We start from the raw sequence: 13,727 nt of genomic DNA on the forward strand, positions 1-13,727 counted from the left end.
GGCACTGCGCTGAGCCAGGGTCCGCACCTCGCCAGCCACCACGGCAAAGCCGCGGCCCTGTTCCCCGGCACGCGCCGCCTCGACTGCCGCGTTAAGCGCGAGGATATTGGTCTGGAAGGCGATGCTATCGATCACGCCTATGATTTCCGTGATCCGCCCCGACGATTTGGCGATCTCGTCCATGATGCGCACAGCGCCAGAGACAACTTCGCCGCCGCGCGCCGCGGTGGCGCTGGCATCAGCCGCCAACTGCGTTGCCTGCTCGGYCGCTTCCGCAGTCTGCTTCACACTCGATGCCAGTTGGGTCAAGGCTGCCGAGGTCTCCTGCAGATTGCTGGCTGAGGCTTCTGTGCGGTGGGATAGGTCGCGATTACCTGCCTCGATCTCGCCAGTTGCCGAGGTCATACCCTGCACACCGGCACGCACGTCGACCAACACGGCGCCGATCTTCTCTACGAAGGCGTTGAACGACGCGGATATCTGTGCCACCTCATCATTGCCCACGACATCCAGCCGGCGGGTCAAGTCGCCCCCGCCAGTCCCGATGGTATCCATCGCGTCACGTACGCTGGAGAGCCTGCGCAGAGCCTTTGCGGTAAAGAAGGTGGCAATGCCGAGCGCAGCCAGGGTAAGCAGGACCAAGGCTATGCCCATGGCGCTTACGACGTGGCGCAGGCCTACGGTGGCTTCGGCCTTATCGAGCGCGATCACCAGATACCAATCGGTGCCGGCGACAGCCTGGGCCTTTAGCAGCTTCGGCACGCCCTGGATTTCCACTTCTAGCGGCGCACTAGCCCGAACCAGGTTCTCGAGCGCGGCCGGCGTCAGTGCGGCTGTCACCTCGCTGACCGGCTTTAGCATCTGATTCGCATCGGCGTGGGCGATTACCTGGCCATCCCTGGCTACGACGAAGGCCAAGCTCGAAGGCGTTGGATGTATCGCCTTCACGACTTCTCGCACGCCGTCCAGTGGCACTGCGCCGCTGACGGCGCCGATTGCCGCACCGTCACGGATGAGTGGCGCCGCAAAGGATACGTATGGCACTCGAGTCGAGACATCTCCATACGGCTTGGTCACAGTCGGCTTGCCCGCGGCCAGCGCCGCTTTGTACCAAGGGCGCGCGGTGGGGTCGTAGTCCTTCGGCGTCGTGCTGCTGCTCGAGTAGTATGACTTGTCGCTCCACCCGATGGTGGTCACGGGAAAGCCGTTGGCATCACCCATAAACTTGACCAAGCCAGCGGGGTCGCCTTTCTCCACGACCTCCGCTGCAGTCTTGACGGCCAAAGCCTTGGCGGCGACCCATTGTTCGATCGCCAGCGTGTTGCCACTGGCGATGGCGCTAAGGTCGCTCTCCATTGTTGCCGTCATATTTGCGCGGACGATGCCATAGGTGGCGGCACCCGAGAGTGCGAGAGCGCCGACAACCGTGGCGGACATGATCAGTGCGATGCGGGTGCGGAGCGAGGATGCGGTCATACCGAAGAGAGTGAAGTTACCTGGGTGAGTCGGTCTGAGTACGGCATTATCGCGGTGCCTGAGACCACGGCATCGGCCGGTCTTAGGTACCACAGAGCTAACTACGGCAACCGAGTGGGTAACTTTAGGCCGGCGGCAAGAACCGGCGCGAGTGCCCTACGCTGGGTCCGAGGGTGGGGTGGAACCTGTTCCTCGCTCGGGTAGAGCGATGGGCGGCCGGGGGACTGACGGTACCCTGGGTATCAGATGTGCAAAGGCGACGGGCTGGAGTTGGCGGGAGACCCCTCGCGAGCGTTTTCCGCCTTTGACTCGGCAGCCGGCAAACTCGGGGGTATTCGAAGAATACGGGTGCTCAGCTCAAAATATGCGTTCGGGAGATGGACGGGCGCAATCGCGCTGGCGCTGCACAGGCTGTGCGGCTACGCCTCAGAAACGGGACCTCTTACAAGCGCAAACGCTTCAGTGCTGAGCACGATACCGAGGCATCAGAGGGTCCCAAGCAATAAAGCCCCAAGAACCTTATGGTACAAGGCTCTTGGGGCGATTTACAGTTTCGGGTTTTGTTGCGCTGACGCGATGACCTTTATTGTTTCCTAACAACTCACCAGCCGCTGAAATCCCGCGCTTACCCCAGGTACTTGAACAGATTCATCCCCTGGATCTGCATGAACGACTGCTGCGCCGCCTGCAACGAAGTCTGGCGCTGGTAGTACTCGGTCATGGCCGAGTAGTAGTCCAGGTCCTGCAAGCCCGACAGCGTCTGGCTGTAGTTCAACCCGCGGTTGGTGCCGATAGTGTCGAGCGCATCGAGCTCATTCATGCGCGAGCCGACCGAGGTCTGCACCGTGCTGACGTTGTCCAGCGAGTTGGCCATCTGCCGGTTTGCCGTGGCCAGCGCGTTGGCCAGGGTGGCGCGGTCGGTGTCGGTGACGATCGGTTGCTTCAGGGCATTGATGACGCTTTGCAGGTTGGCAAAGATGTCGGTGCCGGCTTGCTTCGCGGGTTGCAGGTTGACGACATCGCCATCCTTGGGCGTGCCCTTGATCGACAGCGAGAGCCCGCCGACCGAGATGCCGGCGCCGTCGACATAGTTCACCGGGGCGCCCACGGCGGCCGGCGGCGCGGCGCTCTGGTCCATTACCTGGTACTGCATCTTGCCGGTGACGGCATCGGTGGCGAAATTGAGCGAGAGGCTGTGGCCGTACAACGCGTTGGTCGGATCCGTCACCGAGATCGCGCTGAACTCGCCGGTACCCGTATTGGTGGTGGGCGAGGAGGCAACGTAGGTGGCGGTGGACTGCACGCTCATGAAGATCGCGTTGCCGTTGTCGTTGGTGGGCATCTGGCGGGCAACGTCGACCTGCAGCAGTTGCTGGCCGGTATCGCCGCCATAGACCACCGCGCCGCTGCCGTTCTTCGCGAACGGCGGCGTGGACGACTGGTAACCCGCGAACAGGAACTGGCCGTTGCCGTCGTCGGCGTTGGACAGGCCGAGCAGCTGGTTGTATGAGTCCTGCAGCGACGAGGCGACCGAGGCGCGGTCGGCGGCGCTCATGGTGCCGTTACCGGCTTGCACCACCAGCGTCTGGATGTTCTGGACGGTGGTGACGACGCTGTTGAGCGAGCTCAGCTCCATGGACAGGTTGGTGTTGGCCTGTTTGCGGGACGTGGCGTACTGGTCGTTGACCGAGCTGGATTGTGAGACCACCAGCGCCCGGGTCGCGCCCACCGGGTCGTCGGACGGGGTCAGGATACGGCGGCCGGTGCCGAGCTGTTGCTGCACATGCAGCAACGAGCCTTGCTGGCTGTTCATCGAGGYCAGGCCGAGCTGGTAGAGCGTGGAGCTTGCAACGCGCATGTCTGTTCCTTTAGGAGATCCGGGTCTTCAGAAGCGATCAGCGGCCGATACCGATGATGGTGTCGAACAGCGTGGTGGCAGTCTGGATGACCTTGGCGTTGGCCTGGTAGAGCTGCTGGAAACGCAGCATGGAGACCGTTTCCTCATCCATGTTCACGCCCGAGACGGCTTGCTGCGCCGTTTGCACCTGGGTAGTGACGCTGTCCTGCGACGTCGACGCGATCTGCACCGACTTGGCGCGGCTGCCGACGTCGTTGACCAGCTGCGCGAAGGCGTCGTTATAGCTCGACACGCCGCCGATGGTCTTGGTAGTTTGCAGCTTGGCCAGCGTGAGCGCGTTGCCGTTGTCGGATACGCCGCTCAGGTTGGGCGCCAGCGTGAAGGTGTCGCCGGTCTTGGGCGTGCCGTCGAAGCTGACCGTGACACCGTTGAACGAGTATTGCGTGGCAGTGCCGCTGGGGGTCGGGCCGCTGGTGGGCACGACCGGTGCACCAGTCGCATCGGTAAAGACGTAATTGGCGCCGTTGTACTTGGCCGTGATCGTGGTAGCGGGCAGGCTGAAGCCTTGCGCGACATTGCTGACCTTGACCGTGCCGGTACCGGTGTTGGTGGTGCCTGCACTGACGCGCAGCGGGCCCGCGGCGGCAATCTTGGCGGGATCGGTAATGGCCATGTCCATGCCTGCGGCCACATTGCGGGTCGGCTGGATCTGGTAGGAATCATTGGCCGACATCGCCGTCGGGATMTTGACGTCCACGCCGTCCGCCGACAGCGTCAGCGGATAGGTGGCGGTAGCACCCGCCTGCGTAGCCACGACCTTGTTGTCGGACATGCGCGTGAGCGAGTAGTTGGTGCCGTCGTAGGTCAGCGTGTAATCGCTGGTGGTCAGTTGCGACGTGTTGCTGATGCTGGCCGATACCAGCGAGGTGCCGGTATTCGAGCTCTTGGGCAGCGTGACGGGCGTGCCGAGCTTGAACAGGTTGCCGCCGATCTGGCCGGTCAGGTCCACGCCGAGCTTATGCTGGTCGTTGAAGGTCTGGGCCAGCGTCACCGACAGCCGCCCGATGGCGTTCTGCGCGGGATCCAGCGACTCGGTGCGGAACTTGAGCAARCCGCCGACGGAGCCCCCGGTGAGGGTGCTCTCGTCCATCTCGGTCACGTTGCCGTTGGCCTGCGTGTAGGCGATCGTGGTACGCGAGGGATCGGCCGACGATTGCACCGCCTTCAGGTCATAGGAGTTCGAACCCATCACCAGGGGCTGGCCGTTGCCGACGAACACGTTATATGTGTTGTCCTGCGGCACCACCTTGACGCCGACCAGCTGGGTCAGCTGCGAGACCAGCTGGTCGCGCTGGTCGAGCAGGTCATTGGGCGGCTGGCCGCCGCCGGCAGCGGTAGCCCGCGTGATCTGGTCGTTGAGCTTGGCAAGCTGCTGGGAGTAGGCGTTGATCTGCGTTACCGAGCTCTGCACCTGGGTATTGACGCCGTCACGCAATTGCTGGAAGTAGGAATTGGCGGCGCGCATCTGCCCGGTGAGCGATTGCCCGGCATTGATCATGTTCTGGCGCGCGGCCGGATCCGCCGGCGTGTCCGACACCCCTTGCACGGCGGCGAAGAACTTCTGCATCAGCGGCGCGATGCCGCCCTTCTGGTCGGCCAGCAGGTTGTCGATCTGGCCGATCTGGGCGGAGTACGTCGAGAGTTGGGCGCTGGCGGACTGGGCGTTGCGCAGCTGACCCGTCAGGAATTCATCATAGACGCGAACCACCGTGGTCGTGTTGGAGCCCTGCCCGTAAAAGCCGCTGCTGGTGTACTGGCCACCCGCGGACGCAATGATGGTGTTCTGCCGCGTATAGCCTGCCGTGGTGGCATTGCTGATATTGTGGCCAACCGTCGTCAACGCGTTCTGCGCCGTGTTCAGGCCGGAAAGTCCGATATTGAAGAGAGACATGCTCTAACCCCGCATCTGGTGGCTGCCGTGTGCCCAACCGGGCGATCCGTGCACCGTGGCCGCTGCTCGCGGAGCCTTCGATGCCGGTTCGCCGCTGCCGGACATGGACGGCGGTGAATGATGTAAGTAACGGCAGAAGTACAAGGAGACTTTAGTGCGCGGCGCCGACAATTTGCGTCCGGTCGGCGTGCGCCCGGCCAGGGCGCGGCATGCGCTCAGACAGGCACTTTCCGCATGATGCGGACCAGCTTTTCGCCGTAAGCCGGATCCGTGGCGTAGCCGGCCCGCTGCAGGCCCCGCGCCGCGTCGTCCGGCGTGGCCGCCGCCAATACCTCGGCGTAGCGCGGGTTGTTGCTCAGCAAGCGCCCGTAGTCGGCAAAGGCTTCGTCGTACGAGCCGTAGGCACGGAAGCGCGCGCGCACCTTCTGCGGCTGGCCGTCGACATATTCGGTGGTGGTAATTTCCGCGACCTGGCCCTTCCAGTTGGCGCCCGCCTTGATGCCGAAGACATTGAAGGTGGTGCTGCCGTCGGGGTAGGCAATCTCGCGCCGGCCCCAGCCGGATTCGAGCGCCGCCTGGCCCAGGATCAGCTTGGCCGGCACGCCGGTGGCGCGCGCCGCGGATTGCGCCGGCCCCGCCATGCGGGAAACGAAGGCGCTGATGTGGGCCGGTGTGTCTTCCGGCAACACGGCATTGCCGCCCTGCCAGGCACCGGTGTCTTGCGACTGGTACTGGCGCAGGCCCGCGGTGGGGTTCCAGCTGGTGCCGGCCACCACGCTGCCCGCACGCGGCGCGTCCGCGTCGCCGTTGCGCATGTCCAGCGTGCGCGCAAGGCCGGGGGCCGCGTCGTCCATGCCCGCCTGCACGGCCGCCTGCTTGGCGGCCGCGCCGGCGAGCTCGGGCGGCAGGCCCGCGCCGCTGGCGCGCGCGAGCTGGCGCACCATCACGTCGGCCAGGCCGATGCCGCGCGTGGACATCTGCTGAGACAGCTGCTGGTCCATCATCGACATGTACAGCTTGGTCTGCTCGTTGTCGAACAGGCCATCCTGCGGCGTGGCGTCGCGCATGCTCTTGAGCACCATCTGCGTGAACACCGCCTCGAACTGGCGCGCGGCGGTGCGCAGCGTCTCCGGGGTGGCTCCGGTACGGGCGCTTTGCTTGAGGCCTTCAAAGCCTTGCGTATCCAGGGCGAAGCGTTGCGAGAGTTCGGCCTGTGCGGCCACGCGGCTAGCTGACATGATCAGATGATCTCGAGGTCCGCGCGCAGCGCACCCGCGGCACGCATGGCTTCAAGGATGGTCTGCAGGTCGGCCGGCGTCGCGCCCAGCGCGTTCAGGCCCTTGACCACCGCGGCCAGCGAGGCGCCGGCCTTGACCATCTGCAGCGCGCCGCCCTCTTGCTTCATGTTGATCTGCGAAACCGGCGCCACCACCGTCTGCCCGCCACTGAACGGCGCCGGCTGGCTGATCACCGGCTGGGTGTTGATCACCACCGACAGATTGCCATGCGCCACCGCGCAGTCGTCCACCGTCACGGCCTGGTTCATCACGATCGAGCCGGTGCGCGCATTGAGGATGACCTTGGCGGCGGCCTTGGCGCGCGTGACCTCGATGTTCTCGATGCGGGCCATGAAGCCCACCCGCGCGCTCGGGGCCGCAGGCGTGCGCACCTGCACCACCCTGCCGTCCAGCGCGCTGGCTACGCCGCCACCCATCGCGCGATTGATCGCCTCGACAACGCGCTCGGCCGTGCCGTAATCGGTTTCGCGCAGCTCCAGGTTCAGGATGCCGCCTTCGGGCTGGAACGCCGGCACGGCGCGCTCCACGATGCCGCCATTGGCAATGCGGCCCACCGCCAGCTGATTGACCTGCACCTTGCTGCCGTTGGCCGACGCGCCCGCACCGCCCACCAGCATATTGCCCTGCGCGATCGCGTAGACCTGGCCGTCGGCCCCCTTGAGGGGCGTCATCAGCAAGGTGCCGCCACGCAGGCTCTTGGCATTGCCCATCGACGACACCACCACGTCGAGCTGGCTGCCGGGCCGAGCGAACGGCGGCAGCGTGGCAGTGACCATCACCGCCGCCACGTTCTTGAGCTGCATGTTCTTGCCGGCCGGCAGAGTGATGCCGAGCTGCGAGAGCATGTTGGTCAGGCTCTGCGTGGTGAACGGCGTCTGCATGGTCTGGTCGCCGGTGTTATCCAGCCCCACCACGAGGCCGTAGCCCACCAGCGGGTTGTCGCGCACGCCCTGGAAGTTAGCCAGGTTCTTCAGCCGTTCCGCGTGCGACGCGCCTGCTAGCAGGCCCAGCGTCAGCGCCAGGAAGAGAGCGCGGACGATGCGGCTGCGCGAGGCGGGGAACGAAGACAGGGACATGACGCGGTCAGTGATCAATACGGTGAAACATTGAGGAAGAAACGCTGCAGCCAGCCCATGTTCTGCGTTTCGTCGATATAGCCCTTGGCGGTGTACTCGATGCGCGCATCGGCCACCTGCGTGGACGGCACCGCGTTGTCGCCGGTGATCGTGCGCGGGTTGACCACCCCGGAGAAGCGGATGTATTCCGCGCCCTGGTTGATGGCCATCTGCTTTTCGCCGGAGACGATGAGGTTGCCGTTGGCCAGCACTTCCAGCACGGTCACGGTGATGGTGCCATTGAACGTGTTGGTGGCGCTGGCGCCGCCGCTGGCCTTGAGCGCATTGGCGCCGCTCATGGTTGCGTTCTGAGCGCTGCTGAACAGCCCGCCAAGCGCCCTGGGCACGGCATCGAAGGCCAGCGCGCTGTTGGACGTGCGGCTGGCATTGGTGCCGGAGTTCTTGCTGGCGTTGACGTTCTCGCTGATCACGATGGTGAGGATGTCGCCCACGTTGCGCGGCCGGCGATCMTCGAACAGCGGATTGCCCGCGTACGACGACTGGTAGATCGATCCGCTCGCCGGCGCCAGCGCGCGCGGCTCTGCCCGCGCGGAGGTCGGCAGCTGGACCAGCGGCTCGCGCGGCATCATCGCGCAACCTGTCGCGAAGCAGCAGAGGGCAAGCGCGCCCAGGCGAGTCAGCGAGGCAATCATGATCATCCCAGCTGGGTGAGGCGCTGCAGCATCTGGTCGGAGGTCTRCACGGCCTTGCTGTTGATTTCGTAGGCGCGCTGGGTCTGGATCATGCTCACCAGCTCTTCGACCACGTTCACGTTGGACGCTTCGACGTAGTTCTGCTGGAGCGTGCCGGAGCCGTTCAGGCCAGGCACCGTGGTGTTCGGCGCGCCCGACGCATCGGTCTGCACGTACAGGTTCTCGCCAAGGCTCTCCAGGCCGGCCGGGTTCGCGAAGGTAGCCAGTTGCAGCTGGCCGACCTGCACGTTGGCGCTCGAACCGGGCTGGGTCACGGAGACCACGCCGTCGCGTGCAACCGTCAGCGCCGTGTAGTTGGCCGGCAGGGTGATGGCGGGCTGGATCACGAAGCCGCTGGACGTCACCAGCTGGCCGTTCTGGTCGGTCTGGAACGAGCCATCGCGCGTGTAGGCGGTGGTGCCGTCGGGCATCGTGACCTGGAAGAAGCCCTGGCCGATCACGGCCACGTCCTTGCTGTTGCCGGTCTGCTGCGGATTGCCCTGGGTATGGATCCGCTCGGTAGCCACGGGGCGCACGCCGGTGCCCAGCTGCAGGCCGGACGGCAGCGTGGTCTGGTCCGAAGACAATGCGCCGGGCTGGCGCACGGTCTGGTACATCAGTTCCTCGAACACGGCACGCCCACGCTTGAAGCCGTTGGTGGAGACGTTGGCCAGGTTGTTCGAGATCACGTCCATCTGCGTCTGCTGCGCATCGAGGCCGGTCTTGGCAATCCAGAGAGAGCGGATCATGTTTGTCCTCACAAGGCTGCCGCGAGCCGCGGCAGCACATCAATTCAAAGTTCAGTTATTCGAGAGCAGTTGATTAGCGCGCTGATCGTTGGTGTCAGCGCCCTGGATCATCTTCATCTGCATTTCGAAGCGGCGGGCGTTGGCGATCATGTCGACCATCGCCTCGACCGGGTTGACGTTACTGCCTTCGATCGCGCCGGAAATCACGCGGATATTGGCGTCAACCTGCAGCGGCTGCGCGCCGGGGCGCAGCCGGAAGAGGCCATCGTCGCCTCGGGCGATCGAATCGGGCGGTGGATTCACCAGCCGCAGCTTGCCCACCTGGGCCAGGCCCGCGGAGGTCTCGCCAGGGCCGCGCGCGGTGATCGTGCCATCGCTGCCGATGGTGACCTGCGCGCCAGGCGGCACCGCAATCGGGCCGCCATCGCCCATCACCTGCAAGCCGGTACTGGTAACCAGCTGCCCGTCCGCCGACACCTGCAGCGAACCGGCGCGGGTGTAGGCTTCCGTGCCGTCCGGTGCCTGCACCGTCAGCCAGCCGTTGCCCTGCAGCGCCACGTCCAGCGGGCGCTCCGTGTAGGTCAGCGGGCCGGCCTTGAAGTCGGCGCCAGGCGTGGACGCCAGCGTGAATGCGCGCGTTGGCGAGGCTTGCCCCACCACCGGCACCGCGCGGAACATGTTGACCTGCGCGCGGAAGCCCGGCGTGGAAGTATTGGCCAGGTTGTTGGACACCGCGGCCTGCTGGTCGAGCGTCTGCTTGGCCCCCGACAGGGCGGTATAGATCATGCGGTCCATGGCGTCCCTTTAGTTCCTGTCCGTGCGGCTCGTCTTGCCAACGCTGCGCATTACAGATTGACCAGCGTCTGCATGACGGTGTCCTGCGCCTTGATGGTCTGCGCGTTGGCCTGGTAGTTGCGCTGCGCCACGATCAGGCTGACCAGCTGGCCGGACAGGTCCACGTTGGATGCCTCCACCGCATTGGACTTGAGCGTGCCAAGGCTTCCGCCGGCCGCGCCGACCACGGCCTGGCCCGATGCGCCGGTCGCGGACCACACATTGTTGCCCTCCGGCTTGAGGCCCTGCACGTTGCCAAAGCCGGCCATCACGACCTGGCCCAGCGCCTGCGTCTGCTGATTCGAATAGCTGCCAAGGATGGTGCCATCCGGCTGGATCGCGAAGCCCAGCAGGCTGCCCGCGGTATAGCCGTTCTGCACAGGCGGCTTGGTGTCGTTGGCGCCGGCGAACTGCGTCGTGCCGGTCAGGTCCATCGCGATGGCCAGGGGTGCCGCGCCGTTGGCGGCGGCAATGTTGATGGCGGTGGTAGCGCCGGCGGCCGGCGACTGCAGTGTGCCCTTCGAGTCGAACTTGAGCGTGACCGGCGCGCCAACCACATTGCCCGCCGCATCGGTCAGGTTCATCGTCCAGTCGGTGCCGCCGCCACCCGCTGCCGGGAACGTGCCCGCGCCGGGCGTGCCCGTGGAGAAGTACGCGGTGAGCTGCTTGGCGTTGCCCAGCGAGTCATAGACAGTGACGCCGGAGCTGTAGTTGTACATGCTCGACGTCGGCAGCGCGGCCGGCGTGCTGGCGAACGGCGTGGTCGGTACGGTGCTGCCGGAGTTCAGGTTGAAGGAGATGCCGAGGGTGGTGGTCGCCTTGGCGGCCATCGTGGTGTTCGGCACCACCAGCGGCTGCGGCTGCACAGCGCCGCCGCCGGTCGTGCCAGCCGGGTAGCCGGTCAGTTTCAGGCCTTGCGCGTTGGTGATGCTGCCGTCCTGCTGGCGCTGGAACTGGCCATTGCGCGAGTAGAAGACCGAGCCCGAGGAATCGGTCAGGCGGAAGAAGCCGTTGCCATTGGTAATGGCTACATCGAGCGCACTGCCGCTCGATTCGATATTGCCCTGGTTGAACGACTGCACCACCGAATTCACGGTCGTGCCCAAGCCGATCTTGGTGCCGGCGTACACGTCGGCGAACTGCGCGGTCGATTGCTTGTAGCCGACCGTGTTGGCGTTGGCGATGTTGTTGCCGATGACGTCCAGATTCGATGCGGCGGCATTGATGCCGCTTACCCCTTGACCGAAACCCATGATTTTCTCCTAGTTACCTGACATCCTGCCGGCGCGTCTCGCGCGTGGCCACGTGATTAAAGAATGCGGCGAACGCCGTCGACCGGCGCGGTGCGGCCGCCGCCGATGTCGACCAGCACGCCCGTGGAGTCGCCACTGATGCTGTTGACCTTGCCGTAGACCAGCGCGACCGGCGCGACACTCTTGCCGTTGGCGGTGGCGGCGACCTTGAAGCTGTAGTCGCCGTCGGCAACCGCCACGCCTGCGTCGTTCTTGCCGTCCCAGGCGATGTCGTGCACGCCGGCGGTCTGGCCCTTCATGTCGATGGTGCGCACCACGTTGCCGTCCTTGTCGAGCACGCTGACCGTGACCGCGTCGGCGGTCGCCGGCAGGTCCACGCCGATCTGGCCCGGCACGCCGCTGGCCACCGTGGTGGCATTGCCCGGCACCATCACGGTGTGGCCAATCAGCGCCGCCGAATCCATTGCGCGGCTCGCGCTGACTTGCGACAGCAGCGAGTTCAGCGTGGTGTTCAAGGTCTGCATGCCGCTCACCTGGCTGATCTGCGCGAGCTGCGAGGTCAGCTGCGAGTTGTCCATCGGGTTGAGCGGATCCTGGTTGTTCATCTGCGTGACCAGCATCGTCAGGAAGCTGTTCTGCAGGTCGGCGGCGGAGGCGCTGCCGCTTTGCAGGGTATTGGCGATCCCGGCAGCGCTGGTGCTGCTGCTTGTGGAAGAGGTCGTGGTCATTGCGTATCCCGGTTTTACTGACCGATGGTCAGCGTCTTGAGCATCATGTTCTTGGCGGTGTTGAGGACTTCCACGTTGGCCTGGTAGGAACGCGAGGCCGAGATCATGTTGACCATCTCCTCCACCGGGTTGACGTTTGGCATCGTGACGTAGCCGTCGGCATTGGCGAGCGGATGCGTGGGGTTGTGCACCATGCGCGGGGGCGACGGATCCTCCATCACGCCCTCCACCTGCACGCCGCCCACGTCGTTCTGGCCCGGCGTGGCAGCAAGGCCGAACACCACTTGCTTGGCGCGGTAGGGCTGGCCGTTAGGGCCGACCGCACTGTCCGCATTGGCCAGGTTGGACGCGGTCACGTTCATGCGTTGCGACTGCGCGGCCATGGCCGAACCGGCGACTTCGAAGATGTTCATTGCTGGCATGGCGTGCTCACTGCTGGATGGCCGACAGCATGGTCTTGATCTTGGCGCTCATCACGGTCAGCCCGGACTCGAAGTGCACCGCATTGTCGGCAAAGGCCACGCGCTCGGTGTCCATCTCGACGGTATTGCCATCGATGCTCGACTGCATCGGGATGCGGTAGTCGAGTTGCATCTTGTCGGCAAACGCAGACGTCACGCCCGGCAAGTGGCGCACCGAGGTGGTGGACAGCGACACGCCTTCGGCTTGCTTTCCGCGCTCGACGCTTTGCGCCAGCGTGCTGGAGAAATCGAAGTCGCGCGCCTTGTAGCCGGGTGTGTCGGCGTGGGCGATATTGGAGGCAATCACCGATTGCCGCTGGGTCCGCAAGCTCAGCGCTTCTTGTTGGAAGCGCAACGCCGCATCGAGTCTGTCAATCATGTCTGTGTCTCGCTGGAGGGGGAGAGCAACGAAGGTCGACCTTCTTCAGGTGTGCCATCTTAGGGGCGGCCCCGTCATGCCAATCGCACGAATAGGGCAAAGAAAACCGCGCATTTCGACTCGAGCAAGAACGCGGGGCTGCCTACAATAGGACCCGTTGACACGCACGCGGCACCCGCTTTCGCGGTGCGGCCCGCGTCGTTTCCTTGCCTGGATGTACACATGAACCCTCGTTTCCGCGCCACCGCGGCGCGCGCCCTGCTCTGCGTGCTGGCCGCTGGCGGCACGCTGGCCGGCAGCGCCGGCGCGGCGCCGCCCTCGCCGTATCCCGAAGACCCGGTGCGCGCCGCGGTCGAACAATTCCTTGAGCGCCAGACTGCCGGCCTGCCCGGCAAGGCCACCATCCAGGTGGTGCCGCCCTCGGGCGGGCGCGCGCCGGATTGCCCGTTGCCCGAGCCGTTCCTGCCGCCGGGCGCGTCCCCCTGGGGCCGGGTCTCGGTCGGCGTGCGCTGCGCCGGCGAACGTCCCTGGACCCGCTACGTGCAAGCGCGCGTGTCGGTGGTGGCCGACTACTATGTGGCCGGGCGCAACCTGATGCCCGGCGAGGCCATCGATGCGGCCGACATGGAAGTCCGCCAGGGCGACCTGGCGTCGCTGCCGCGCGCGGTGGTGACGGATCCCGCTCAGGTGAGCGGCGCGGTGGCGGCCAACCGCATCGCGGCGGGTTCCCCGATGCGGATGGATCTGCTGAAGAAAGCCATTGCCGTACGCCAGGGCCAGAACGTGACGGTGCTGGTGGAAGGCGATTCGTTCCAGCTCAGCAGCGAAGGCAAGGTCATGGCCGAGGCCGCAGTGGGCAATAACGTCCAGGTGCGGCTCAAGAGCGGTCAGGTGGTCAATGCGCTGGTGCGCAACGGCGACACGGTGGTGCTG

At 65.5% G+C, this 13,727-nt stretch carries 13 protein-coding genes; 1 reads left to right on the forward strand and 12 read right to left on the reverse strand.

Annotation, left to right across the window (positions count from 1 at the left end):
* The 12 genes from AC1DS3_RS24960 to flgB all read right to left on the reverse strand — a co-directional run.
* Positions 1-1,476, reverse strand: a 1,476-nt coding sequence (locus AC1DS3_RS24960; protein ID WP_477128163.1) for a methyl-accepting chemotaxis protein, incomplete at its 3' end; no start/stop codon positions are given.
* A 625-nt stretch (positions 1,477-2,101) separates the two neighbouring features.
* On the reverse strand, positions 2,102-3,334 hold the full coding sequence (flgL, locus tag AC1DS3_RS24965; protein ID WP_477128164.1) for a flagellar hook-associated protein FlgL: 1,233 nt from the start codon (positions 3,332-3,334) through the stop codon (positions 2,102-2,104).
* A gap of 37 nt (positions 3,335-3,371) precedes the next feature.
* Complete coding sequence (flgK, locus tag AC1DS3_RS24970) at positions 3,372-5,285, reverse strand: flagellar hook-associated protein FlgK (RefSeq protein ID WP_477128165.1); 1,914 nt, start codon at positions 5,283-5,285, stop codon at positions 3,372-3,374.
* Positions 5,286-5,500: 215 nt separating this feature from the next.
* Entirely contained in the window at positions 5,501-6,523 is a 1,023-nt protein-coding gene (gene flgJ, locus AC1DS3_RS24975) for a flagellar assembly peptidoglycan hydrolase FlgJ (protein WP_043356992.1), read from the reverse strand.
* Positions 6,524-6,525: 2 nt separating this feature from the next.
* Entirely contained in the window at positions 6,526-7,659 is a 1,134-nt protein-coding gene (locus AC1DS3_RS24980; protein ID WP_416051540.1) for a flagellar basal body P-ring protein FlgI, read from the reverse strand.
* Positions 7,660-7,673: 14 nt separating this feature from the next.
* The gene (flgH, locus tag AC1DS3_RS24985; RefSeq protein ID WP_477128166.1) at positions 7,674-8,351 is read right to left on the reverse strand and encodes a flagellar basal body L-ring protein FlgH; all 678 of its coding nucleotides are present in this window, start codon (positions 8,349-8,351) and stop codon (positions 7,674-7,676) included.
* A 2-nt stretch (positions 8,352-8,353) separates the two neighbouring features.
* A complete protein-coding gene (gene flgG / locus AC1DS3_RS24990) occupies positions 8,354-9,139 on the reverse strand; it encodes a flagellar basal-body rod protein FlgG (RefSeq protein WP_477128167.1) in 786 nt (261 codons plus the stop codon).
* A 51-nt stretch (positions 9,140-9,190) separates the two neighbouring features.
* Positions 9,191-9,934 (reverse strand): flagellar basal-body rod protein FlgF, encoded by a 744-nt coding sequence (flgF, locus tag AC1DS3_RS24995; RefSeq protein ID WP_416051539.1) that lies wholly within the window; start codon positions 9,932-9,934, stop codon positions 9,191-9,193.
* A gap of 50 nt (positions 9,935-9,984) precedes the next feature.
* Positions 9,985-11,226: a flagellar hook protein FlgE gene (flgE, locus tag AC1DS3_RS25000; RefSeq protein ID WP_441635663.1), complete on the reverse strand. Its 1,242-nt coding sequence runs from the start codon at positions 11,224-11,226 to the stop codon at positions 9,985-9,987.
* A 56-nt stretch (positions 11,227-11,282) separates the two neighbouring features.
* Entirely contained in the window at positions 11,283-11,954 is a 672-nt protein-coding gene (locus tag AC1DS3_RS25005; protein ID WP_441635665.1) for a flagellar hook assembly protein FlgD, read from the reverse strand.
* A gap of 14 nt (positions 11,955-11,968) precedes the next feature.
* On the reverse strand, positions 11,969-12,376 hold the full coding sequence (gene flgC / locus AC1DS3_RS25010; RefSeq protein WP_006162655.1) for a flagellar basal body rod protein FlgC: 408 nt from the start codon (positions 12,374-12,376) through the stop codon (positions 11,969-11,971).
* A gap of 7 nt (positions 12,377-12,383) precedes the next feature.
* The gene (gene flgB, locus AC1DS3_RS25015; RefSeq protein ID WP_416051536.1) at positions 12,384-12,794 is read right to left on the reverse strand and encodes a flagellar basal body rod protein FlgB; all 411 of its coding nucleotides are present in this window, start codon (positions 12,792-12,794) and stop codon (positions 12,384-12,386) included.
* Between the two features lie 222 nt (positions 12,795-13,016).
* Between flgB and flgA the strand changes: the two genes are divergently transcribed.
* On the forward strand, positions 13,017-13,727 hold a 711-nt coding region (gene flgA / locus AC1DS3_RS25020; RefSeq protein ID WP_477128168.1), incomplete at its 3' end, for a flagellar basal body P-ring formation chaperone FlgA.

It is taken from the genome of Cupriavidus sp. 01L46 (assembly GCF_056399905.1).

What these genes read in the sequence shown, in the direction of transcription:
- flgF (WP_416051539.1), bottom strand. Translation starts at nt 9,934, where the DNA reads ATGGACCGCATGATCTATACCGCCCTGTCGGGGGCCAAGCAGACGCTC.
- flgJ (WP_043356992.1), bottom strand. Translation starts at nt 6,523, where the DNA reads ATGTCAGCTAGCCGCGTGGCCGCACAGGCCGAACTCTCGCAACGCTTC.
- AC1DS3_RS25005 (WP_441635665.1), bottom strand. Translation starts at nt 11,954, where the DNA reads ATGACCACGACCTCTTCCACAAGCAGCAGCACCAGCGCTGCCGGGATC.
- flgC (WP_006162655.1), bottom strand. Translation starts at nt 12,376, where the DNA reads ATGCCAGCAATGAACATCTTCGAAGTCGCCGGTTCGGCCATGGCCGCG.
- flgE (WP_441635663.1), bottom strand. Translation starts at nt 11,226, where the DNA reads ATGGGTTTCGGTCAAGGGGTAAGCGGCATCAATGCCGCCGCATCGAAT.
- AC1DS3_RS24980 (WP_416051540.1), bottom strand. Translation starts at nt 7,659, where the DNA reads ATGTCCCTGTCTTCGTTCCCCGCCTCGCGCAGCCGCATCGTCCGCGCT.
- flgB (WP_416051536.1), bottom strand. Translation starts at nt 12,794, where the DNA reads ATGATTGACAGACTCGATGCGGCGTTGCGCTTCCAACAAGAAGCGCTG.